Annotated in this window: 22 protein-coding genes and 1 pseudogene; 15 read left to right on the top strand and 8 right to left on the bottom strand. The window is 71.1% G+C overall.

Annotated features, from left to right (window positions below):
• Positions 1-29 precede the first annotated feature (29 nt).
• Both G6R20_RS01630 and G6R20_RS01625 read right to left on the bottom strand, forming a co-directional pair.
• The gene (locus G6R20_RS01630) at positions 30-362 is read right to left on the bottom strand and encodes a cupin domain-containing protein (protein ID WP_067716210.1); all 333 of its coding nucleotides are present in this window, start codon (positions 360-362) and stop codon (positions 30-32) included.
• Positions 363-436: 74 nt separating this feature from the next.
• The gene (locus G6R20_RS01625; RefSeq protein ID WP_163375408.1) at positions 437-2,500 is read right to left on the bottom strand and encodes an NADPH-dependent 2,4-dienoyl-CoA reductase; all 2,064 of its coding nucleotides are present in this window, start codon (positions 2,498-2,500) and stop codon (positions 437-439) included.
• A 332-nt stretch (positions 2,501-2,832) separates the two neighbouring features.
• Here G6R20_RS01625 and G6R20_RS01620 point away from each other — a divergent pair, with 332 nt between their 5' ends.
• The 3 genes from G6R20_RS01620 to G6R20_RS01610 all read left to right on the top strand — a co-directional run bounded on the left by G6R20_RS01620 (position 2,833) and on the right by G6R20_RS01610 (position 5,014).
• Positions 2,833-3,384, top strand: coding sequence for a CAP domain-containing protein (locus G6R20_RS01620; protein ID WP_067716204.1), 552 nt, complete (start codon positions 2,833-2,835; stop codon positions 3,382-3,384).
• 253 nt (positions 3,385-3,637) lie between these two features.
• Positions 3,638-4,282: a CAP domain-containing protein gene (locus G6R20_RS01615; RefSeq protein ID WP_163375407.1), complete on the top strand. Its 645-nt coding sequence runs from the start codon at positions 3,638-3,640 to the stop codon at positions 4,280-4,282.
• A gap of 162 nt (positions 4,283-4,444) precedes the next feature.
• Positions 4,445-5,014, top strand: a complete 570-nt coding sequence (locus G6R20_RS01610; protein ID WP_163375406.1) for a CAP domain-containing protein — start codon at positions 4,445-4,447, stop codon at positions 5,012-5,014.
• Positions 5,015-5,057: 43 nt separating this feature from the next.
• Here the strand turns inward: G6R20_RS01610 and G6R20_RS01605 are convergent, their stop codons facing one another.
• The gene (locus G6R20_RS01605) at positions 5,058-5,594 is read right to left on the bottom strand and encodes a TetR family transcriptional regulator (RefSeq protein WP_119193052.1); all 537 of its coding nucleotides are present in this window, start codon (positions 5,592-5,594) and stop codon (positions 5,058-5,060) included.
• A gap of 106 nt (positions 5,595-5,700) precedes the next feature.
• Here G6R20_RS01605 and bioB point away from each other — a divergent pair, with 106 nt between their 5' ends.
• The 4 genes from bioB (at position 5,701) to G6R20_RS01585 (ending at position 10,232) form a co-directional block, all read left to right on the top strand.
• Positions 5,701-6,852 carry a biotin synthase BioB gene (bioB, locus tag G6R20_RS01600; protein ID WP_163375405.1) on the top strand — a complete coding sequence of 384 codons (1,152 nt, stop codon included), beginning with the start codon at positions 5,701-5,703 and terminating at the stop codon, positions 6,850-6,852.
• Between the two features lie 91 nt (positions 6,853-6,943).
• Positions 6,944-8,248 (top strand): adenosylmethionine--8-amino-7-oxononanoate transaminase, encoded by a 1,305-nt coding sequence (locus G6R20_RS01595; protein ID WP_163375690.1) that lies wholly within the window; start codon positions 6,944-6,946, stop codon positions 8,246-8,248.
• A complete protein-coding gene (locus G6R20_RS01590) occupies positions 8,245-9,444 on the top strand; it encodes an 8-amino-7-oxononanoate synthase (protein WP_163375404.1) in 1,200 nt (399 codons plus the stop codon). Before G6R20_RS01595 ends, G6R20_RS01590 begins: the two co-directional genes overlap by 4 nt.
• A complete protein-coding gene (locus G6R20_RS01585) occupies positions 9,441-10,232 on the top strand; it encodes a dethiobiotin synthase (RefSeq protein ID WP_163375403.1) in 792 nt (263 codons plus the stop codon). Before G6R20_RS01590 ends, G6R20_RS01585 begins: the two co-directional genes overlap by 4 nt.
• Here G6R20_RS01585 and G6R20_RS01580 read toward each other — a convergent pair.
• Positions 10,210-11,148: an acyl-ACP thioesterase domain-containing protein gene (locus G6R20_RS01580; protein WP_163375402.1), complete on the bottom strand. Its 939-nt coding sequence runs from the start codon at positions 11,146-11,148 to the stop codon at positions 10,210-10,212. The two genes, G6R20_RS01585 and G6R20_RS01580, sit on opposite strands and share 23 nt — an antisense overlap.
• Positions 11,149-11,349: 201 nt before the next feature.
• Between G6R20_RS01580 and G6R20_RS01575 the strand changes: the two genes are divergently transcribed.
• From G6R20_RS01575 to G6R20_RS01565, 3 genes are all read left to right on the top strand, one after another.
• Positions 11,350-12,159 (top strand): phosphatase PAP2 family protein, encoded by an 810-nt coding sequence (locus G6R20_RS01575; protein ID WP_163375401.1) that lies wholly within the window; start codon positions 11,350-11,352, stop codon positions 12,157-12,159.
• A gap of 110 nt (positions 12,160-12,269) precedes the next feature.
• On the top strand, positions 12,270-12,458 hold the full coding sequence (locus G6R20_RS01570; protein ID WP_067716182.1) for an antitoxin VbhA family protein: 189 nt from the start codon (positions 12,270-12,272) through the stop codon (positions 12,456-12,458).
• A gap of 16 nt (positions 12,459-12,474) precedes the next feature.
• The gene (locus G6R20_RS01565; RefSeq protein WP_119193054.1) at positions 12,475-13,179 is read left to right on the top strand and encodes a Fic family protein; all 705 of its coding nucleotides are present in this window, start codon (positions 12,475-12,477) and stop codon (positions 13,177-13,179) included.
• Between the two features lie 53 nt (positions 13,180-13,232).
• On the opposite strand, the gene G6R20_RS01560 is transcribed toward G6R20_RS01565, so the two are convergent.
• Positions 13,233-13,583, bottom strand: coding sequence for a metalloregulator ArsR/SmtB family transcription factor (locus G6R20_RS01560; protein ID WP_069390034.1), 351 nt, complete (start codon positions 13,581-13,583; stop codon positions 13,233-13,235).
• A 97-nt stretch (positions 13,584-13,680) separates the two neighbouring features.
• Between G6R20_RS01560 and arsB the strand changes: the two genes are divergently transcribed.
• The 3 genes and pseudogenes from arsB to G6R20_RS18610 all read left to right on the top strand — a co-directional run bounded on the left by arsB (position 13,681) and on the right by G6R20_RS18610 (position 15,629).
• Complete coding sequence (arsB, locus tag G6R20_RS01555; RefSeq protein ID WP_163375400.1) at positions 13,681-14,793, top strand: ACR3 family arsenite efflux transporter; 1,113 nt, start codon at positions 13,681-13,683, stop codon at positions 14,791-14,793.
• Positions 14,790-15,197: pseudogene (locus tag G6R20_RS18615) on the top strand (low molecular weight phosphatase family protein); the annotation flags it as partial. The gene arsB and the pseudogene G6R20_RS18615, both read left to right, overlap by 4 nt.
• Positions 15,198-15,215: 18 nt before the next feature.
• The gene (locus G6R20_RS18610) at positions 15,216-15,629 is read left to right on the top strand and encodes an arsenate reductase ArsC (RefSeq protein WP_240341265.1); all 414 of its coding nucleotides are present in this window, start codon (positions 15,216-15,218) and stop codon (positions 15,627-15,629) included.
• A 55-nt stretch (positions 15,630-15,684) separates the two neighbouring features.
• Here the strand turns inward: G6R20_RS18610 and G6R20_RS01545 are convergent, their stop codons facing one another.
• The 3 genes from G6R20_RS01545 to G6R20_RS01535 form a co-directional block, all read right to left on the bottom strand.
• The gene (locus G6R20_RS01545; RefSeq protein WP_163375398.1) at positions 15,685-17,211 is read right to left on the bottom strand and encodes a glutamine synthetase family protein; all 1,527 of its coding nucleotides are present in this window, start codon (positions 17,209-17,211) and stop codon (positions 15,685-15,687) included.
• Positions 17,212-17,303: 92 nt separating this feature from the next.
• Complete coding sequence (locus G6R20_RS01540; protein WP_163375397.1) at positions 17,304-17,981, bottom strand: trimeric intracellular cation channel family protein; 678 nt, start codon at positions 17,979-17,981, stop codon at positions 17,304-17,306.
• Positions 17,982-17,996: 15 nt separating this feature from the next.
• On the bottom strand, positions 17,997-18,977 hold the full coding sequence (locus G6R20_RS01535; protein ID WP_163375396.1) for an LLM class flavin-dependent oxidoreductase: 981 nt from the start codon (positions 18,975-18,977) through the stop codon (positions 17,997-17,999).
• Between the two features lie 307 nt (positions 18,978-19,284).
• On the opposite strand from G6R20_RS01535, the gene G6R20_RS01530 reads away from it, so the two are divergent.
• Together G6R20_RS01530 and G6R20_RS01525 are read left to right on the top strand one after the other, a co-directional pair.
• Entirely contained in the window at positions 19,285-20,439 is a 1,155-nt protein-coding gene (locus tag G6R20_RS01530; protein ID WP_240341225.1) for a phosphotransferase family protein, read from the top strand.
• A 110-nt stretch (positions 20,440-20,549) separates the two neighbouring features.
• The gene (locus G6R20_RS01525; RefSeq protein ID WP_240341224.1) at positions 20,550-21,650 is read left to right on the top strand and encodes a hypothetical protein; all 1,101 of its coding nucleotides are present in this window, start codon (positions 20,550-20,552) and stop codon (positions 21,648-21,650) included.
• Positions 21,651-21,682: the final 32 nt, after the last annotated feature.

The raw sequence follows: 21,682 nt of genomic DNA, 5'->3' as shown, positions 1-21,682 counted from the left end.
GACCGCCGTGTGCCCGGCCGGTATGGGTGCTACCCGATTTTTGCCACTGTCAGGAGGACGACCGAGTCCTCTTCAGCCTCGAGTCCGTGCCGACTGTCGGGGATCCGGAGCAGGTCCCCCGGTGAGCCGTTCCACGCGTCATTCTCGACAGTGAGCGACACCCTGCCCTGGAGGACGTAGACGGTGGCCTCCCCGGGGTTGTTGTGCTCGGTCAGGGCCGTTCCGGCGGTCAGCGCGATGAGCGTCTGGCGCATGACGTGCTCATGGCCGCCGAACACCGTGTCCGCACTGCGGCCACTCGTCGACTGTTGCGCGGTTGCCAACAGATTCCGCCCGAGCGCGGTCAGGGAGTTCTTCTTCATGTGGGTTCTCCTGTCTCCTACGACCCACTGTGCCAAGAGGGCGCAGGGTCCGTTGACGGAATGGCCCACTCGGATCACAAGGTTGCTGCCAGCTCCACGCCCTGCTTGATGGCGCGCTTCGCGTCGAGTTCGGCGGCCACGTCCGCGCCGCCGATCACGTGGACCCGTCCGTTCACCCCGCCGCCCAGCTGATCGGCCACCCCCACCAGGTCGCGCACCGATTCCTGGCCCGCACACACCACGACCGAGTCCACGCGCACGAGCTGCGGACGGCCGTCGGCGTCGAGGATGTGCAGCCCGTCGTCGTCGACCTTCACGTAGGTCACCCCTGTGTGCTTCCGCACGCCGCCGGCCTCGAGCTCGGCGCGGTGCACCCAGCCGGTGGTCTTGCCCAGGCCCCGGCCGATGCGGGAGGTCTTGCGCTGGAGCAGGTGCACCTCGTGGGCCGGCTCGGCGTGCACGGCAGTGCCCAGTCCCGCGCGCTCGAGCGCCGGATCGGTCACGCCCCAGTGGCGCCGCCACGCCTCCACATCCGTGGAGTGGCCGCTCGGTTCGCGGCCGTCGACGGCGATCCCGGGCCCGCCCGCCAGCAGGAACTGCGAGACGTCCACGCCGATGCCACCGGCGCCGATCACCGCGACCCGGCGGCCGGGGGTACGCGCGCCGGTGAGCAGCTCGGGATAGGTCATGACCATGGGGTGATCGGCGCCGGGGACCGTGATCTCGCGCGGCCGCACCCCGGTGGCGATCACCACGTGATCGAAGCCCGCGAGATCGTCCGGGTGGGCGCGGCGGCCGAGGTGCACCGGCACGCCGAGGACGTCCAGGCGCCGGCTGAAGTAGGCGATCGACGCCGCGAACTCCTCCTTACCCGGCACGCGCATCGCGTAGCGGAACTGCCCGCCGAGCTCGTCCTCCGCCTCGAAGACCTCCACCGCGAGCCCGCGGGACGCGGCGGCCTCGGCGCACGCCAGCCCCGCGGGTCCCGCGCCGACCACCGCCACCCGACGCCGGGTGGGGGCCACGGTGAGCAGGAGCTCGGTTTCGCGGCCGGCGCGCGGATTGACCAGGCAGGAGGCACGTTTGTTGGCGAAGGTGTGGTCGAGGCAGGCCTGGTTGCAGGCGATGCAGATGTTGATCTCGTCGGCCCGCCCCTCGGCGACCTTGGCGGCGAACGCCGGGTCCGCCAGCAGCGGCCGCGCCATGGACACCAGGTCCGCCTGACCGCGGGCGATGATCTGCTCCGCGATGTCCGGGGTGTTGATGCGGTTGGACGCGATCACCGGGACACCGACGGTCTGCTTGAGCCGGGCCGTGAGGTCGACGAACGCGGCCCGCGGCACGGAGGTGACGATGGTGGGGATGCGGGACTCGTGCCAGCCGATGCCGGTGTTGAACACGTCGACACCAACGGCCTCGAGGCGCTGCGCGAGTTCGGCGGTCTCCTCCCACGACTGGCCGCCGTCGACCAGGTCGAGCAGGCTGATCCGGTACTGCAGCAGGAAGTCGCGGCCCACCTCGGCGCGGATGCGGCGCACGATCTCCTCTGGCAGCCGCATCCGCCTGCTCGCGGTGCCGCCCCACGAGTCGGTGCGGTCGTTGGTCCGGGCGGCGAGGAACTGGTTGATGAGGTAGCCCTCGGAGCCCATGATCTCGATGCCGTCGTACCCCGCGCGCCGGGCCAGGCGGGCGGCGCGGACCCAGTCGTCGATCGTCCGCTCGACACCCCGGGCGCTCAGGGCGCGCGCTTTGAACATGCTGATCGGCGATTTGGTCGACGCGGCCGAGCGGACGAACGGCTGGTATCCGTAGCGGCCGGCGTGGAGGACCTGCAGGAGGATGTGGGCGCCCTCGGCATGGACGGCGTCGGTGAGGCCGCGGTGCTTGTCGGCCATCCGGCGCGAGGCCATCATCGACCCGGCCGGCAGCAGCCACCCCTCCACGTTGGGCGAGTACCCGCCGGTGACCATGAGGGCGGCCCCGCCGCGCGCCCTCTCGGCGAAGTAGGCGGTGAGCTCGGGCAGGTGCTTCGAGCGGTCCTCCAACCCGGTGTGCATGGACCCCATGACCACGCGGTTGCGCAGGGTGAGATGCCCGACGGCGAGGGGACTGAGGAGGTGAGAGTGACTGTGGCCCATGGGGGCTGATTCTGCCCGGTATCCGGTCGCCCGACCCCGCCGTAGAGGAATTTTCGCTCACCGGGGCGTCCGGACCGCCCGTGGCGATGCGGGCCGATCAGGGGCACGCCCGAACATCGATCCGGAGGCGTCGCACGCCTTACTGGACGAACGTCTGTGTGACGGGTCAGCAACTTGGGCGCCTGACCTGCAGTTTTGAGGGTGCACAAAATTGTGTCGCGGGGGTCGATAATGCGGCGATCTCGAAGAACTGACCTTATCCTCAGATTCGTGGCTTCCCTCGGTCACATGTCCTCCCCCGACGTTCCCCCAACCCCTCAGGAATCCCCTCAATGCGAACCATCGTCAGGCGGCGCATCGGCGCCGTCGCCGCCGCTGCCGCCACCTTCCTCGCCCTGGCCGCCCCCGTCACCGCCGCCCAGTCGCTCCAGTTCACCGTTGGCGCGCCCGCCCCCTGTGAGCAGGCGACCCCGGCGGAGACCGAGCAGGTGATCGCGGACATCCACGAGTACACCAACCGCGAGCGCGTCTCCCGCGGCCTCAACCCCGTCACGCGCCTCGCCAGCCTGGACCGGATCGCCCAGGACTGGAGCGAGCAGATGGCCAGCGTGGACAAGATGACCCACAACCCGCAGATCGAGACGCTGATGGAGATCACCTACGACGGATCTCCGCTGAGTGACGGGGACTGGAAGAGTTACGGCGAGAACGTGCTGCAGAACTGGTGCGGCGCCTCGGGCGAGGCGCTCGTCCAGCAGTGGATGAACTCGCTTCCGCACCGCCTCAACCTACTCAACCCGTTGCACACCCACCTCGGTGTGGGCGTGGAGGTCGCCGACAGCCGGAAGTTGTACTCCACCCAGAACTTCGCCCGACTGACCTGACCCCCGCGGCCCCCTCGGTCGTCGCCCCCTCCTACGGCGCCCCCACCCCCGGTCCACACCGGCGGCGGGGGCGCCGTCGTGTCGGCGCCGTCTCGCGCGCCGCCATACGAATGGGAATCGCATCGGTGTAACGCATGTGACTAGAGTGACGACAGAGGCAGGAGTGAACCGGCTCGGGTGGCACCGTCCGATCCGGCACACGCTCCACACGCAGGCCACGGCGCGAGCCGCGGCCCGAGGAAAGGACCATCGCGTGCGTCATCCCCTTCGTTCCGCCGTCGCCACCGGCGCGGCCGCCCTCCTGCTGGCCTCCGGCACGGGCACGGCGGCCGCGCAGGGCTCACTGGAGCTCGCGCTGCCGTTCTTCGCCACCATCCCCGGCCTGGCCTCCCTCACCCCGGACGCCCCCGGGGCACGCTCCGCCCCGGCGGCCGACCCGGCTGCCGCGGCCGCGGACGATCTGCTGCCCGAGGAGATCAGGCTGATGGCGTTCGAGGGCAGCGTGGTGGCCGCCGTCAACGAGGCCCGCCTCGTGGTGGGCGCCGACCGGCTCGTCACCGACCCCCGACTCGAGGCGTCAGCCCGCGAGCGGGCCGCCCAGCTCGCCGCGGGCGACCCCACGACCGGCGAGGTGACCGTCCCCGCGGATGCGCGAGTCGACGCCGATACTCCCGGCGCGGACGCTCCCGGCGAGGCCGCGGACGTCGACCAGTCCGGCGACCGCACCGTTCTCGCGCTGCCCGCCGGCGCGACCCCGCAGAAGGCACTCTCGGCCCTGCTCTCCGACACCGGCATGCGCGAGCGGATGCTGGACGGCCGGTTCGTCCGGGTGGGCGTGGGCGTGGCCACCGCCGAGGACGGCACCGTGCACGTGGTGCAGGACTTCGCCCGCGACTGACTGCCGGACGATCGTCCAGCGGGGGTGGGGTGGATAACGCCCCTCCCCTGCTCACGGTGGTTACGGGGTGATGACGGCTGGCTTAGGGCTGGAGCCGGTTCCTACCGTTGCGCTCGGCGACCCGACAGTCGGGTCCCCAGCACCCGAAAGTTACCGACACTCGTGACCCGAGCCCTCCAGCACCTGCGTCGTGGCCTGATCCTGGCCGCCGCGGCTTCCGCCACCCTCGCCCTGAACGCGGCCCCGCAGGCCTCGGCCCAGGCGCCGCAGATCCAGCTGCCCCAGATCCACCTCCCGGGCCTGACGATCGGTTTCGCCAACCCCGCCCCCGCCGGCACCGCGCCGACGATCGACCCCGCCTCCGCCGAGTACCGGGCCCAGCTCGAGGGCGCCACCAACGCCGCCCGCACCGCACACGGCCTCGCCCCTCTCGCCGTCAACGGCGGCCTCACCGCGGTGGCCACCAACTGGAGCGGCACGCAGGCCGCGCAGAACCGCATGTTCCACAACCCGGACGTGGGCGCGCAGATCCCCGCCAGGTGGGGCCACTACGGCGAGAACGTGCTGCAGAACTACGCGCACGCCACCCCGCAGCAGCTGGTGGACCAGTGGATGGCCTCCCCCGGCCACCGCGTGAACCTGCTCAACCCGGGCCACACCTCGATGGGCGTCGGCGCCGCGGTGGCCGCGGACGGCAAGCTCTATGCCACCCAGGTCTTCGCCCGCTACTGAAGCGCCCAGCCCCCGCCCCGGACGCTCTTCTCGATGGGAGTCGTCAGGCCTGGACGCCGGCGAGCATCGCGTCGAGACCCTGCCGGAAGCGCCGATCGAACTCGACCGTCGGCGTCGCGGGGTCGGCGACCGTGAGGTTGTGGTGGGTCTGTTCCTCCAGGCTCAGGCCCACCACGTAGCCCGTCAGGGCCGTGGTCAACCCCGGCGCGCGGCCCTCGAGTCCGTGGCGGGAGCACGCCGCCTCGACCACCTCGGCGACCGGATTCACCGCACCCGCCGCCAGACCCAGCGCCACGATCTCGGCGCCGTCCGGAACGCCCGTGACGGCCGCGCGCAGCGCCTGACCCACCGCCCGTAGTTCGTCGGCGGCCGAGTTCCCCTCCCCGACGGGACCCATCGTCGCCAGGATGCGCTCCGCGACGACCGTGAGCAGCGCCTGCTTGGACGGAACGTGCCAGTACAGCGCGCTCGGTTGGACCCCCAGCCGGGTCGCCAACGTGCGCATCGACATGCCGGGTAGCCCCGACTCGCGGAGCAGTTCCAGGGCGGTGTCGACGACCGCCGTCTTTGTCAGGGCCACGGGCGCCGATCCTACCGGCCGACACAACCCTCTCCTGAACGCTGTACAAGTCGACGACCGTGCGCTAGCTTGAACGGCGTTCAATGAACGGCGTTCAGGAGGAACCATGGCCATCACGACCCCCCGCTGGCACGAGCTCGCGGATCACGTACTCGACGGCGGAGTCGTCACCGCGGCGGACGCCCTCGCCGTGCTCCGGTCCCCGGACTCCGAGCTCATGGAGGTGGTCGCGGCCGCGTCCCGGCTGCGGTTCCAGCACTTCGGCAACAAGGTCAAGGTCAACTACCTGGTCAACCTCAAGAGCGGCCTGTGCCCGGAGGACTGCTTCTACTGCTCGCAGCGGCTCAACTCCACCGCCGGCATCCTGCGCTACACCTGGCTCAACACCGAGGAGGCCGTCACCGCGGCCAAGGCGGGCATCGCGGCCGGCGCCTCCCGAGTGTGCCTGGTCGCCAGCGGCACCGGCCCCAGCAATCGCGAGGTCGGCAAGGTCTCCGACATCATCGAGGCCATCAAGTCCGACACCCCGGGCGTCGAGGTGTGCGCCTGCCTGGGCGCACTGAAGGACGGCCAGGCCGAGAAGCTGTGCTCCAGCGGCGCCGACGCCTACAACCACAACCTCAACACGGCCGAGAGCCACTACGAGGACATCTGCACCACCCACACCTACGCCGACCGTGAGCACACCGTCGCCCAGGCCCACGGCGCCGGACTCTCGGCGTGCTCAGGCTTCATCGCGGGCATGGGCGAGACGCACGAACAGCTCGTCGAGCTCGCCTTCGACCTGCGCGCCAAGGACGTCGACTCGATTCCGGTCAACTTCCTGCTGCCCTTCGACGGCACCCCGCTCGAGGGCGTGGACACCCTCAACCCGCGCGACTGCCTGCGCATCCTCGCTATGGTTCGGTTCGTCGCCCCCGACACCGAGATCCGGATGGCCGCTGGCCGCGAGCGCCACCTCGGCTACCTCCAGGGCATGGGCCTCTACGTGGCCAACTCGCTCTTCCTGGGCGACTACCTCACCAGCGAGGGCCAGCCCGGCGGCGAGGACCTGCAGATGATCGCCGACGCCGGCCTCGAGGTCCTCCAGATGGACCACCCGGCCGCAGCCAACGGGGACCAGGCCACGGTGGACACCACCGCGCACGCGTCCGCGACCGCCGCCGGGCCGGCCACGCCCGCCGTCGCCACCGGGCGGGACCAGAAGGTGGCCATCCGCACCCGCGGGGCCGGCACCAGCGAGCCCGCGAACGCCTGACATGTCCGCCTCGGTCCACTCTCCCGGTGCCCGGGACCTCGTCGTCGTCGACACTCCCTCCTCCCCCTCCACCCCGGACGACGCCGCGGCGATGCTGGCCGCCGACGCCGAACAGGCCGCCACCACCGCGCTGCTCGCCGCCGACGCCGAGCACGTCTGGCACCCCTACGGTGGGTTCCCGGCGAGCACGCCGCCGCTGCCGGTCGTCTCCGCCTCGGGGGTCCGGCTGCGGCTGGCGGACGGGCGCGAGCTCATCGACGGCATGAGCTCGTGGTGGGCGGCCATCCACGGCTACCGGCACCCGCACCTCGACGCGGCCGCGCACCGGCAGGTCGACACGATGAGCCACGTGATGTTCGGCGGGCTCACGCACGCACCGGCCGTCGAACTGGCGACCCGGCTCGCCCGCATGTCGCCGGGCGAGCTGACCAAGGTGTTCCTCACGGACTCGGGCTCTGTATCCGTAGAGGTGGCCGCGAAGATGGCGATCCAGTACCAGCGTTCGCTCGGCCGCCCCGAACGCACCCGGCTGGCGACGTGGCGCGGCGGCTATCACGGCGACACCCTGTCGCCCATGAGCGTGTGCGACCCCGACGGCGGCATGCACTCGATGTGGCGCGGCGTGGTGGCCGAGCAGGTCTTCGCGCCCGCCCCGCCCGCCGACTACGACCCCGCTTACGTCGCGGAGCTCGAGCGGGTGATCCGTGGGAGCGCCGACGAGCTGGCGGGGATCATCGTCGAGCCGGTGGTCCAGGGCGCGGGCGGGATGCGCTTCCACCACCCCGGTTACCTGCGCGACCTGCGCCGGTTGGCCGACGAGACGGGCATGCTGCTCGTCTTCGACGAGATCGCCACCGGCTTCGGCCGCACCGGCGAGCTGTGGGCCGCCGACCACGCGGGCGTCGCACCGGACGTGATGTGCGTGGGCAAGGCCCTGACCGGCGGGTATCTCACCCTCGCCGCGACACTCACCACCGACCGGGTGGCCGAGGTCATCAGCGCCGGCGAGGCGGGGGGCCTGGCGCACGGGCCGACGTTCATGGGCAATCCGCTGGCGTGCGCGGTGGCGTGCGCGTCGTTGGACCTGGTGGAGGCGGGCGGGTGGCGGCGCGATGTGCCGCGCATCGAGGCGCGCCTGCGCCACGGGCTGGCGCCCGCGCTCGACGTGCCCGGTGTGGTCGACGTGCGGGTGTTGGGGGCAATCGGCGTGATCCAGCTGACCGAGCCGGTGGAGATGACGACGACGACAACAGCCATCACCTCGCACGGCGTGTGGCTACGCCCCTTCCGGGATCTCATCTACACGATGCCGCCATACACCTCTACGGATGACGAGATCGATCGGATCTGTGCGGCGGCGGTGGCCGGGGCTGCAGCGGCGGGAGCGGGCCGATGACCATGCAGACATCCCCCGCCCTGGACTGGCTCGACGACGCCGCCGCCGACCGGGCCGCCCGGCATGTGCGGCGGGTGCTGGCCCCACGCGCGGCCGATGACGGCGTGATCGACCTCGCCTCCAACGACTACCTCGGGCTGGGTCGGCACCCCGAGGTCGTGGACGCCGCCGTGGCAGCGACGCGCCGTTGGGGTGCGGGCGCGACGGGATCACGCCTGGTCACGGGCACGACGGAGGAGCATCTGGCGCTCGAGGACGAGCTCGCCGAGTTCACTGGCAAGCCCGCCGCGCTGGTCTTCTCCTCCGGGTACACCGCCAACCTCGGAGCCGTGGTGGCGCTGTCCGGGCGGGGATCGCTCATCGTCTCCGACGGCGGCTCGCACGCGTCGTTGGTGGACGCGTGCCGGCTCGCGAGGGCGCGTGTCGTCGTCGTCGACCGGGGTGACGTCGCGGCGGCGGCACGCGCCCTGGCCGAGCGCACCGAGGAGCGCGCGCTGGTCGTTACCGACTCGGTGTACAGCGCCGACGGTGAGCTGGCTCCCCTGCTCGCGCTGCACGGGGCGAGCCGCGCGCACGGCGCGGTCCTGCTGGTCGACGAGGCCCACGGCCTCGGCGTGCGCGGGAGCGGCGAGGACGGCAGCGACGGGCGCGGTCTCGTGCACGAACTGGGCTTGAGCAGGCACGAGGACGTGGTGATCACGGCGACGCTGTCCAAGGCGCTCGGGTCGCAGGGCGGGGTGGTCCTGGCGTCCGAGCGGGTGCGCCAGCACCTCATCAGCAGCGCGCGCACCTTCATCTTCGACACCGGCCTCGCCCCCGCCGCGGTCGGCGCGGCCCGCGCCGCTCTCGGCGTCCTGCGCCGCGACCCCGCGCTCGCCTCGCGCGTGGTGGAGGTGGCCGAGCACCTGGCCGCGGTCACCGGCGCCGAGCAACCACGCTCGGCGGTGGTGTCGGTGGTCCTCAGCGACCCCGCCCGCGCGGTCTCCGCCGCCGGCAGGTGCCTCGAGCTGGGCGTCCGGGTGGGGTGCTTCCGCCCGCCGTCGGTTCCCGAGGGCACCGCGCGGCTGCGCCTCACCGCCAGGGCAGACCTCTCCGACGCCGACCTCGCGCGGGCGAGCGACGTGCTGGCGCAGGTGTTGGGCGAGCACGGGCACCCGGTTGGCACGGCCACGCGGCTCGAGGGGGCCCGCGCATGACCGCCGCGCCCGCCCCGGTGCCGATCGTCATCACCGGCACCGGCACCGACGTGGGCAAGACCGTCGCCACCGCCGCGCTGGCCGCCCACGGCCTGGCGGAGGGCCTGGACGTGGGGATCTGCAAGCCGATCCAGACGGGACTGGGCCCGGGCGAGCCGGGCGACGCCCACGAGGCCGCGCGCCTGTCCGGGGTGCGGCGGGTGCTGGAGGTCCGTCGGCTGCCCGATCCGCTGGCGCCCGAGACCGCCGCCCGCGTCGCCGGCCTGCCGCAGTCCACGCTGCCCGAGTTGATCGATCCGATCCGCGCGTGGCTCCGCGCCGACGGCGGGTCGGCGTCCGACGCCGCGGCGACTTCCGGACCTGCAAGCGGCCGCCTGGATCTGGTCGAGGGCGCCGGCGGCGTGCTCGTCCGGCTCGGTACCGACCTCACCGTCCTCGACCTCGCCCGGTCGCTCGACGCCCCGGTCATCGTGGTCGCGAGGGCCGGACTGGGCACGCTGTCGGACACCGAGCTCACCGTCCGCGCGATCGAGGCGGCGGGTCTGCGGTGCGCGGGGATCGTCATCGGGTCCTGGCCGGCCGATCCGGACCTCGCCGAGCGCTGCAACCTCGAGGATCTGCCCCGCCTGACCGGGGTTCCGGTGCTCGGCCGGGTGCCCGCGGGTGCAGGGGCGCTGTCGCAGGCCGAGTTCGGGCGGCGCGCACCGGGGTGGTTCGAGTCGGGGCCGGTGACCGCCCTCCGGCGGGACGACCCCAGCGCGCAGGTCACTCCTGCGGTCGGTACCTGACGGAGGCGGTGGGGCTGGCGGAGGCGGGGCTGGCGGAGGCGGGGCTGGCGGAGGCGGGGCTGGCGGAGGCGGCGGGAATCGGGGTGACGAGAACGGCGGCAGCCACGATGCCGTCGACCATCAACCACAGCTCGAGCCGGTCCCCCGCGCGTCGGCGGCGGACGGTCATCGTCGCCCCCTGTGTCACCGGGCGGAGGTACTCGATGACGACCCGGTGACGGCGCTGCAGCAGGTCTGCGTGCTGCTGGAGCTCGTCTTCGACCACCGCCAGATACGCGGCGTTGTTGACATGCTGCAGCGGGTCGAAGTCGGTGCTGCGCAGGAGGTGCGGCCTGTCCTGCGGCTCGCCGGGCCGCTCAGGTGGGCAGCCCTGCGTCAGGCCGGCCCACCGGAGGCGGTGGATGTCGGTGGTGCCGGCCAGGCTGGCCATGCCGGAGTCGCTGATCCGGGCGGGCAACCCGGCCGCGGTGACGTTGATCCAGAACGCCTCGGTCTCCACCAGCCCGCCTCGGCGAGTCGGGGGGCCGGGTGCCGCGGTGCCGGGTGCTGGCATGCCGTCGGGGTCCTCAGGGTTCTCGGAGTCCTCGACGGTCAGCCGCACGCGCATGTTCGCCCACCGGCTGGACAGGCCGGAGCACCACCGCTGGAGTCCGACGGTGGCCGGCCACGAGATCGGTTCGATCACGTCGATCACAGTTCGGCGCACGATCCAGAACGGGTCGGTCCGGGCATGACCGGTGGCGTCGAGGTTGTCCGCGGCGATGTCCTGGAGGTAGCGGGCGACGCTGTCCAGCCGGAGCCTGCGCTGGGGATCGACGTCGCCCGTCCGCACCCGACGGCGAGTGGAGAATCCCGCCTCCGGCGAGGGCGGCGGTTCAAGGGCGTGCAGTGACGCACCGCGACCGAGATCGTCCATTCGAGGGACCCCTTCCACACCATCGAGCACCACAGCTCGCCGGCCACCGGGCACACAGAGCGGCGGACCGCTGTGCGGGTGAGCTCGGGCGGTGGTGGGAGCAGAGTACCGATCAACGGGCCGTGGCGGGAGCACTCGCTCGCGCCGATCCGGGCTCGTCCGATCCGCGTGCTCTCGGTGAACCTCCCTAGGCTGGTCAGCGTGACGTCTGACAACACCGGCCCAGAAGCCGACCCGGAAGTCGAGCCGGTGGCCGACCGGGGAACCGACCGGGACGGGAACCCCGTCGGCCGGAGCCTGGCACGCAGATCGGTGTCGGCTCTCGCGGTGGCCGGGCTCGCCTTCTTCGTCCCACTCCTGTTCTTCGTCCTGCTCGCGGAGGACGTGGCCGAGCAGGAGATCTTCCCCTTCGACCGACCGGTGATGCTGTGGCTCCATTCGGTGTCGACCCCCTCGCTCACGGCGGTGATGGAGGCGGTGACGCTGCTCGGGGGGATCGTCGTGGTCCCGGTGGCTGCGACCGGAGCGGCGGTGGCACTGTGGTGCCGCGGCTCCCGGCGGAACGCCACGCTGCTGGCGGCGGCGGTCGTTGGATCGACACTGCTCAACACCGCGCTCAAATCGGTATTCCAACGGTCCCGCCCCGATTTCTGGGAACACCTCGTCACGGAGAACTCCTACTCGTTCCCGAGCGGCCATGCGATGGCCAGCATGGCGCTCGCGGCGGTGCTAGTGGTCCTGGCCTGGGGAACGCGGTGGAGGTGGAGGGCCGTGGTCGCGGGGGCGGTGTACGTGCTCGCCGTCGGGATCTCGCGGATGTACCTGGGAGTCCACTACCCGAGCGACGTGATCGCGGGCTGGTGTGTATCCGTGCTGTGGGTCGCGGTGGTCGTCGTGGTCCTGGATCGCATCGTCACGAATCGCATCGTCACGGATCGCATCGAGGCGTGGCGCCACCGGCGGGGCGGCGGCACCGACCGGCTCGCCCGAACACCTCGTCGGGAGCGCTGAGTGCCGGCCCCCCATCACCGGCGAGGTCTCGCCGCACAGTTCGGGTCACAGATGCCCTCTAGTGCCGCTGAGCAGGTAGTATCGGCTGCACGTCGACGCAAGGAGACTGTGTGGCCACCCGCATCCGCCCGACCACCGACCAGGCACTCGCAGGAGCGGCCGCCGGCCATCGCATGGCCGGCATGGAGCCCTCACCCGAGGCCCTCGAGATCACCCGCCGGTTCGCCGACGGGCTCCTCACCCGCGACCGGGCTCTCGCCGAGATCCGCGCCGCGGTGCGTGAGCGCACCGCTCCCTGACGCTGCCCTCACGCCCATGAACCCCCGAGATCCGTACAAGGAACCCTCGGGGGTTCTGCGTAACCGGCTGGGCATCTCCGACCCCGCCGAGCTGGCGGAATACGAGCGCGACCTGGCCTTCTTCCGGGTCGTGGAACTGGAACTCAGCCCGCTGGAGGGTCGGTTCGACTTCGAGCACCTCCGCGCGATCCACCGCTACATCCTCCAGGACATCTTCGACTGGGCCGGCGAGCTCCGCACCGTCGACACCCGCGCCCTCGGCATCCCTCATGCCCGCCCGCAGTTCCTGCCCGACGAGCTCGACCGGGTCTTCCGGCAGATCGCCACCCGACCGCCCAGCACCACCGACCCCGACGCGGCCACCGACACCATCGCCGAGCACTGGTCCGAGCTCACCCTCGTACACCCGTTCCGCGACGGGAACAGCCGCACGCAGCGAGTCTTCTTCGACCAGATGTTCCGCCACGCCGGGTGGGCCGTCAACTGGGCCGGCATCGACGCCTCAGCGGCCCACGCCGCCCGCCACATGTCGGTGTACGGGCGACCGGACTACCTCGCCGACCAGCTCAGACACGCCGTCCATCCGGCCACCGAGCTCGCCGAGGGCCGCCTGGCCACCACCCTGGGCAACCGCTCGCTGCTCGACTCCTCCGCGCACTTCCGCGCCATGCGCGAGCACCACAGGGCCGCGGTCATCACGCCCTACGGTCGCACTGGGTAACCGACTGTCGACCGGGCTACCCACCGGGCTCCCCACCGCGTTGTCGCGCCCGGTCAGGACAGGTCGAGGAAGCTACGCAGGTCGTCGAACGACTCGCGCACCACCGAGTAGTGCGCCCACTTGCCGCGCTGCTCGCGGACCAGCAACCCGGCCTCGACGAGCTTCTTGAGATGGTGGCTGATCGTGGGCTGGCTGATGTCGACCACCTCGAGGAGGTCGCACGCGCACACCGAGTCACACCCCTGCGCCGCGATGTGCGACAGGAGGCGCAGCCGCATCGGGTCCGCGAGCGCCTTGAGTCGCGCCGACATCCGCTCGGCGGTGGGAGCATCCACCGGCCCCGCCGACATCGAGCAACACGCGTCCTGCTCCGGCGCCGACAGGCCGGGTTCCACTGTTGTCATCGTCCACCTCACCTGCCCCCGAAGATACATTGACACTTACCGATATGTCAGCCTAGCCTCCCCATAGACAATCATCGATCTAAGGACGTTCCCCCGGATGAGCACCATGATGACCGGGCCCGGCGTGGCACCGGTCGCCAAGAAGATGTCGTTCCTCGACCGCTGGCTGGCCCTCTGGATCCTCACGGCGATGGCCGTCGGGCTACTGCTCGGACGGTTCGTCCCCGGCCTCGACCGGGCGCTGGACTCGGTGAAGATCGGCGGGATCTCCGTCCCGATCGCCATCGGGCTCCTGGTGATGATGTACCCGGTCCTCGCGAAGGTCCGTTACGACGAGACCCACCGGGTCACCGGTGACCGGAAACTGCTCACGCTGTCGCTGTTCCTCAACTGGATCGCCGGTCCGGCGTTCATGTTCACCCTCGCGTGGGTCTTCCTACCCGACCTGCCGGAGTTCCGTACCGGGCTGATCATCGTGGGCCTGGCCCGCTGCATCGCCATGGTGTTCATCTGGAACGACCTGGCCTGCGGGGACCGGGAGGCCGCCGCGGTGCTTGTGGCGATCAACTCGGTGTTCCAGGTCGTGGCGTTCGGCGCCCTGGGCTGGTTCTACCTCCAGCTCCTGCCCTCCTGGCTGAGGCTGGAGACCACGACGGCCGAGTTCTCGGTGTGGGCGATCGTGCTCTCGGTGCTGGTGTTCCTCGGCATCCCGCTGTTGGCCGGCTTCCTCACCCGAGTGTTCGGCGAGCGGGCCAAGGGCCGGGAGTGGTACGAGGAGACGTTCCTCCCCCGGATCGGCCCGTGGGCCCTGTACGGGCTGCTGTTCACGATCGTGTTGCTGTTCGCCATGCAGGGCGATGCCATCACGTCCCAGCCGCTCGACGTGGCGCGGATGGCCGTGCCCCTCCTGCTGTACTTCGTCCTCATGTTCCTCGTCAGCCTGTTCGCCTCCCGGGCGGTGGGGCTGAACTACGCGAAGTCGACCAGCGTGGCCTTCACCGCGTCGGGCAACAACTTCGAACTGGCGATCGCGGTGTCGATCGGCACCTTCGGCATCGCGTCCGGCCAGGCCCTCGCGGGCGTGGTCGGGCCGCTCATCGAGGTGCCGGTCCTCATCGGGCTCGTCTACGTCGCCCTGTGGGCCGGGCCGAAACTCTTCCCGGGCGACCCGACCCTGCCCGATCGTTCGGTGACCGGGACCCGCTCATGACCGGGGAGCAGCAGGCGCACCGCGTCCCCAGCGTTCTGTTCGTGTGCGTGAAGAACGGCGGCAAGTCCCAGATGGCGGCGGCGCTCATGCGCCTGCATGCCGGTGACGCCGTCGTCGTCCATTCGGCGGGCACCGCGCCCGGCTCGGCGGTCAACGCGCTCGCCGCGGAGGCGGTTGCCGAGGTCGGCGCCGACATGTCCGGCGAAACGCCCACGGCCATCGACCCCGACCTACTGCGACAGGTGGACCGGGTGATCGTCCTGGGCGACGAGGCCGCCGGGGAGATCGACGACGACGACGAGGTCAGCGCGCTCGAAATCTGGCGCACCGACGAGCCGTCGCACCGGGGCATCGAGGGCATGGAGCGGATGCGTCTGGTCCGCGACGACATCGATCGCCGCGTCCGCACCCTGCTCGCAGAGCTGACCGATTCCAGGCCCCGCGTGCTGTTCGTCTGCGTCCACAACGCCGGGCGCTCCCAGATGGCCGCCGGTTACCTGTCCCACCTGGCCGGAGGACGCATCGACGTCCTGTCCGCCGGGTCGGCACCCAAGGATCAGATCAACCCGGTCGCCGTCGAGGCGATGGCTGAGGACGGCGTCGACATCACCTCGGCGACCCCGAAGATCCTCACCACCGACGCCGTCCGCGCGTCCGACGTGGTCATCACCATGGGCTGCGGTGACGCGTGCCCGATCTTCCCCGGCAAGCGCTACGAGGACTGGGAGCTCGCGGACCCCGCAGGCCAGGGACTCGAGGCCGTCCGCCCCATCCGCGACGAGATCAAACGGCGGGTGAGCGCGCTGATCTCCGAACTGCTCGAGACCGAACCGTAGCGGGCGGGCAGGGGGCTGGCCCGCTCCCCCGGGCCACCTCGCCGACCGGGCGGGCTCAGCCGACGTGCCAGTGACGGCGGATGAGCTCCTCCCGGTCGGCGTCGCCGCTTCCGGAGTCGCCCACCTCGTCGTCGTCATCATCGTCGTCATCATCGTCGTCGTCGTCATCGTCGTCGTCGTCGTCGTCATCACCGCGTAGCCCCGCGAGCACCGAGTCGATGAGCGCGGCGGGGAACACACCGTCGGCCTCGAATATCTCCCGCTCGGCCTCCAGCACGTCGGCCGACTCCGCGCACGAGGTGGGCAGGGTCTCGAAGTCCTCGCCGTCGGCGGCGTTGAGGCGCTCGGCCTGCTCCAGGCTGCCCGGGTCGTCGAGCCCGCGCCTGGCCGCCACGGCCATACCCGCCAGGAGCAGGTGCACGTCGGCTGAGCCGTCGCCGAGCCGGAACTCGACGGTCTGGGGGTGCGTGGCGGGCTCGGGGATCGGCTCGGAGCTGCCGGGGTTGGCGTGGGCGACCATGTCGGCCAGGACGTCGCCGCCCCAGGCCAGCGGGACCCGGACCAGGCCGGTACGGTCCTGCATCCCCCAGCAGATGTCCTCGGGCGACTCGTCACCCTCGGCGAACCGCAGGTACGAAGTGGGGACGGTGTTGCCGAACGCGGACAGTGCCCGGGCGGCCGAGAGGTAGCCGGCGATCAGTCTGCGCGCGGTGTCGGTGATGCCGGCGTCGTCGACGATGACGTTGGTGCCGTCGCGCACCAGGCGGCTGTGGATGTGCAGGCCGTTGCCCGCGCCGTCGCCGCTCACCAGCGGGGCGAAGGTCGCCTCGAGGCCGTGGGCGTAGGCGACCTCACGCACCACCCACTTGGTCAGGACGATGGCGTCGGCGGCCTGCTCCAGCGGGACGGGCTGGAGTTCGATCTCGTGCTGGACCAGCTGTCGGTCATCGGTCAGGATGTTGCCGACCTCGCCGTGCACGTACTTCATCGCGACCCCCATCTCGCGGAGGTGCCCCAGCACCTGCTCGCGGACCCGCTCGTGCTTGGAGAAGGGCGCCGACTCCTGGTAGCCGCGCTCGGACTCGACGGGGTAGATCGGCTCGGGCTCGGCGGCGAGGTAGTACTCCAGCTCACCGAAGGTCTCGAGCGTCATGCCGGTCTCCCGCGTGAGCACCTCGGCGGCGCGGCGCACGATCTGCTCGCGCGCGTAGGACAGCGGCGTGCCGTCGGGTGCGTAGAACGAGCAGAGCACGTCGAGGGAGGTCCGCTCGCCGAAGGGGTTGAGGAAGGCGGTGCGGTGGCGCGGGACGATGTAGACGTCGCTGGCCTCGGTGTCGGTGCCGGGGAAGACGCTCGAGCCGTCCACCCGCTCGCCGCGGGTGAGCACCTCGTGGAGGTGCTCGCGCGAATTGACGGGGAAGGCGAGCGTCTTGAGCCGGCCGTCGCCGCCGACGTATCGCAGGTTGACCTGGCTCAGCTCCAGCTGCTCGGCGGCCCGGACAAGGTCGGCTGCGGTGAAGTCGGCCGTCGGTGTGCCGAGTAGTCGGACGAGCGGGTGGGGTTCCAGTGCGTCGATGGCCATGCCCCGTTCTACCAGCGGCAGGGCCGGTACGCTTCCGGTCGACCGGGCGCCCGCGCTGCCGGGGACGCGCCGTCCTTGACGAGCCCGATGCGTCAGTCCAGGTCTCTAGACGAGACCCGGCTCCAGCGGTGCCGACGACGTCCGGGTCGACGGTGCTCGATCTCCTGGTAGTCGAACACCGGTAGTGAGAGTCTGAAGCGGATCGCGGCCACTCGCAGGCCGAACCCCACGACGAGGGTGATCGCCGCGCCCCAGTTCTCCGGGACGCCCGCAGCCGCGAGGCTCACGTAGACGAGCGCGGCCAGGATGGCGACACTGGCGTACAACTCGTGCCGGAACACGAGCGGCACCCGGTCGCACAGTAGGTCACGCATGACTCCCCCGAACACGCCCGTGATGACCGCGGCGGCGACGGCGATGACGACGCCGTGGCCCATCTCGAGGGCGATCCGGGCACCGAAGATCGCGAAGACGGTCAGCCCGAGTGCGTCGAGCCCGAGGAAGAGCACCCTGAAGTGCCGCATGAGCGGGGCGACGAACACGGTCACGACCGCGGCCAGCGCGACCAACGCGAGGTAGGACGGATTCTCCACCCAGATGAGCGGATAGTGGCCCAGCAGGACGTCCCGGATCGAGCCACCGCCGATGGCGGTGACGCACGCGACGATCACCACCCCGAACAGGTCCATGCGCTCGCGACCGGCGGCCAGCGCGCCGGTCATCGCCTCGGCGGTGATACCGATGAGGAACAGTATGGTGAGGAATTCCACGGGTGCGACGCGAGACTAGAACCAGAGGTCGGCGAGCAGCTCGATCGACCGGTTCCGCACGGCCGGATCGTAGGCGTAGGTGACGGTGATGAGCTCGTCGGCGTCGGTGCGCTCGACGAACTCGTCCAGCTGCTTCTTCACCGTGGCCGGCGAGCCGACGGCGCTGATCTCGAGCATCGCGGGCGTGCTGCCGGCGAACTCGGACGGGTCGACGGGCGGCTGGATCTTGCGGCTGCGCCCGGCCCGCAGGTCGAGGAACATCTGCTGCAGGGTGGTGAACTGCCGCTGCGCCTCCTCGTCCGTGTCGGCCACGACCACGTTGATGCCGGCCATCACCTGCGGCTTGTCGATCCGCGCGGTGGGCGCTTCGGTGCTGAACGAGTCGCGGTAGACGCGGATGGCATCGTCGATCTGGTCGGGCGCGAAGTGGGAGGCCAGCGAGAACGGCAGGCCCAGCTGCCCGGCGATGGAGGCGCCGTTGACGGTGGAGCCGAGCACCCAGATCGGCACCTCCGTGTTCTGCGAGACCGACGACAGGATCGGGGTGCTCCGCGCCGTGCCCTCCTCGCCGAACCAGCCCTGCAGGTCGTAGATGTGCCGGGCGAAGGCCTGCGGCTCGGCGGACGAGCGGCTCAGCGCCTGGGCGGTCATGCCGTCGGTGCCGGGCGCGCGGCCGAGGCCCAGGTCGATGCGGTCGCCGTGGATGTTGGCCAGCGTGCCGTACTGCTCGGCCACCATGAGCGGGGCGTGGTTGGGGAGCATGACGCCGCCGGAGCCCACGCGGATCCGCTCGGTCACCGACGCGGCCTGGGAGATGAGTAGCGCCGTGGCGCTGGAGGCGAGGTTGGGGGTGTTGTGGTGCTCGGCGAACCACAGGCGCGAGTAGCCCAGCCGGTCGGCGAGCTGCGCGGACTCCATCGAGGCGGCGATGCCCTCACGCGCAGTGGAGCCTTCCGAGATGGAGACCAGGTCGAGGATGCTCAAGGGGACCGACACAACACACCTTTTTCTACGTTCACCGTTGCATAAGGGCCGTGCTGGCCCACGCCCAGAGGCTACCGATCCGCCCATGTCGGTGACGGATCACCGATCTCCCCACCCCCTGTCGGTCCAGGGAACTACCGCGAAGCACTGCGACGAAGTACGACGACGACGAGGTCCGCCGCCCCAGACCGCGTGGGCGACTGCGAGGATGCGCATTTCGGATCCCCTGGATTGTGCGCTGGGTCACACTGTGCTCATCGCGGGTCCCGCCCGCGCATCAGGTCCGTACGAAGGGTCCGAACCACATGACGACGATCGCATGACCACCGCACGCTCCGACGAACCACTCCACCAACGGGTGACCTCGGGCGAGGCGGACCTGGACGAGTTCCGCGACCGCCTCACCGCCTGGCTCGCGGGCCGCGACGAGGTCGACGCCTCCGCAGGTGTCGAGGTCTCCGCCGTGAGCAGGCCGGGGAGTTCGGGGATGTCGAACATCTCGGTCCTCTTCGACGCCACCTGGACCCCGGCCGGCCCGCCCTCGACAGGGGGCACGGCCGAGCCGCAATCGGCGCAGCTGGTGGTCCGGATGTGTCCGCAGGACGACGCGTTCCCGGTGTTCCCCGACTACGACCTGGCCAAGCAGTTCGACGTGATGCGGGTGGTCGGCGAGAACACCGACCTTCCGGTCCCCGGGGTCCGCTGGCTGGAGCAGGACCCGGCCATCCTCGGCACGCCCTTCCTGGTGATGGACCGCGCCACCGGCCGCGCGCCGGTCGACAATCCCCCGTACGTCTTCGACGGCTGGTTGCTGGAGATGGACCCCGAGCAGCGCCGAGAGTTCCAGCGCGAGTCCGTCGCGGTGCTGGCGGCGATCCACCAGATCCCTCGGCCCGCCGAGTTGGTGTCGTCGCTCGCGCCCGCTCCCGGCATGAGCGCGCTGCGCGCCCACGTCGACGAGCAGCGCGCCTACTACGAGTGGACGATCCGCGAGGACGGGCTCACGATCCCGGTGATCGAGCGGGCCTTCGACTGGATCGAGGCGCACTGGCCCGCCGAGACCGGGCCTGACGTGTTGAGCTGGGGCGACGCCCGCATCGGCAACATCCTCTACGAGGGCACCACCCCCACGGCCGTGCTGGACTGGGAGATGGCGGCCATCGCTCCGGCCGAGGTCGACCTCGGGTGGTTCCTGTACTTCCACGACCTGTTCCAGGAGCTCGCGGTCGCCTTCGACTTCCCCGGCATCCCGGACCTGTTCGACCACCGAGAGGTCGTCGAGCAATACGAGCAGCTCACCGGCTCCACGGTCCGGGACCTGCCGTTCTACTACGTCTACGCGGGGCTGCGGCAGGCCATCATCCTGTCGCGGATCACTCGTCGTCGTATCCACTTCGGTGAGCAGGACGCGCCCTCCCACCCGGACGAGTACGTCCTCCACCACCCGATGCTCGCCCGATTGATCTCCGACTGACCTCGCCCGCCCAACCGGACCGCCCCGAGAGCCCGCCTCAAGCACCGCACCGCGCATATCGTCCGTCCCACCGCACCGCCCGACCGCCTCCCCCGGCCCCGAGGATCCACGTGAAACCCACCCCCCTCGACGAGTTCCCCGTCCACCAGACGCCGCTGCCGATGGCACAGGTCGGCACGAGCGACCGGAACTTCTACGACCGCTACTACTTCAACGCGCACGACCGCACCGGCGACGTGTTCCTGGTGACGGGGTTCGGTGTGTATCCCAACCTCGGGGTCGTGGACGCGTTCGTCACCGTCCGCCACGGCGACACCCAGCGATCCGTGCGGTTCTCCGATGCGCTTGATGCCCGGTCGCTCGCTCCCGCGGTGGGAGGGTTCCGGATCGAGGTGATCGAGCCGCTGCGCACCATGCGGCTGGTGTGCGAGCACCCGGACCTGTCGGTGGACATGACGTGGGAGGGGTCGTTCGACGCGGTGCTCGAGGACCGGCACGTGCTGCTCGAGGGCACGCGCGCGATGCTCGACGCGAGCCGGTTCGCGCAGGTGGGCAGCTGGTCGGGCACGCTCTCGGTCGACGGCCGGGACTTCGCCGTGGATCCCGACGTGTGGCTGGGGACGCGGGACCGCTCGTGGGGCATCCGGCCGAGCGGTGAGTCGGATCCCGCCGGCCGGTGGGCGGCCGAGCCGCGCGAGGGCTTCTGGTGGACCTACATTCCGTTGCGCTTTGACGACTACGCGATGGTCGTCATCCTCCAGGAGAGCCCCGACGGCCACCGGACGCTCAACCACGCGAGTCGGGTGTTCGCCGACGGCCGGATCGAGCAGTTGGGCTGGCCGCGGTTGGTGGTCGACTACCGCAGCGGCACCCGCCATCCCGATTGCGCGCGCCTGCACCTGACCACGCCCCGCGGCGAGCCGCTGCTGCTGGAGGTCGAGACCCTCGGCGGCGTGCCGCTGAGCATGGGCTCGGGGTACGTGGGCGACCCGGCGTGGTCGCACGGCCGCTGGATGGGCCGCGAGTGGAGCGAGTCGGTCACCTACGACATGACCTCCCCCGATGTGGTGGCGATGCTGCCGTTCAACACCATCGACCACGTGGCCCGCGCGACCTGCAACGGTGACGTGGGCTGGGGCCTGTTCGAGCACGCGAACCTGGGCCGCCACGATCCGTCGGGATTCACCGACTGGGGCGACATGGCCCGATGATCCCCTCAACCATGGCCGGTGTCTCCCGGCGG

The sequence above is a fragment of the Dietzia sp. Alg238-R159 genome (assembly GCF_900537145.1).
Lineage (GTDB): Bacteria > Actinomycetota > Actinomycetes > Mycobacteriales > Mycobacteriaceae > Dietzia > Dietzia kunjamensis.
This window is presented reverse-complemented; position numbering and strand designations above follow the sequence as displayed.

Bases quoted from the DNA above. Each gene is read 5' to 3' on its own strand.
- G6R20_RS01630 (WP_067716210.1), bottom strand. From the start codon at position 362: ATGAAGAAGAACTCCCTGACCGCGCTCGGGCGGAATCTGTTGGCAACC.
- G6R20_RS01625 (WP_163375408.1), bottom strand. From the start codon at position 2,500: ATGGGCCACAGTCACTCTCACCTCCTCAGTCCCCTCGCCGTCGGGCAT.
- G6R20_RS01620 (WP_067716204.1), top strand. From the start codon at position 2,833: ATGCGAACCATCGTCAGGCGGCGCATCGGCGCCGTCGCCGCCGCTGCC.
- bioB (WP_163375405.1), top strand. From the start codon at position 5,701: ATGGCCATCACGACCCCCCGCTGGCACGAGCTCGCGGATCACGTACTC.
- G6R20_RS01595 (WP_163375690.1), top strand. From the start codon at position 6,944: ATGCTGGCCGCCGACGCCGAACAGGCCGCCACCACCGCGCTGCTCGCC.
- G6R20_RS01590 (WP_163375404.1), top strand. From the start codon at position 8,245: ATGACCATGCAGACATCCCCCGCCCTGGACTGGCTCGACGACGCCGCC.
- G6R20_RS01585 (WP_163375403.1), top strand. From the start codon at position 9,441: ATGACCGCCGCGCCCGCCCCGGTGCCGATCGTCATCACCGGCACCGGC.
- G6R20_RS01580 (WP_163375402.1), bottom strand. From the start codon at position 11,148: ATGGACGATCTCGGTCGCGGTGCGTCACTGCACGCCCTTGAACCGCCG.
- G6R20_RS01565 (WP_119193054.1), top strand. From the start codon at position 12,475: ATGAACCCCCGAGATCCGTACAAGGAACCCTCGGGGGTTCTGCGTAAC.
- G6R20_RS01560 (WP_069390034.1), bottom strand. From the start codon at position 13,583: ATGACAACAGTGGAACCCGGCCTGTCGGCGCCGGAGCAGGACGCGTGT.
- arsB (WP_163375400.1), top strand. From the start codon at position 13,681: ATGAGCACCATGATGACCGGGCCCGGCGTGGCACCGGTCGCCAAGAAG.
- G6R20_RS01545 (WP_163375398.1), bottom strand. From the start codon at position 17,211: ATGGCCATCGACGCACTGGAACCCCACCCGCTCGTCCGACTACTCGGC.
- G6R20_RS01530 (WP_240341225.1), top strand. From the start codon at position 19,285: ATGACCACCGCACGCTCCGACGAACCACTCCACCAACGGGTGACCTCG.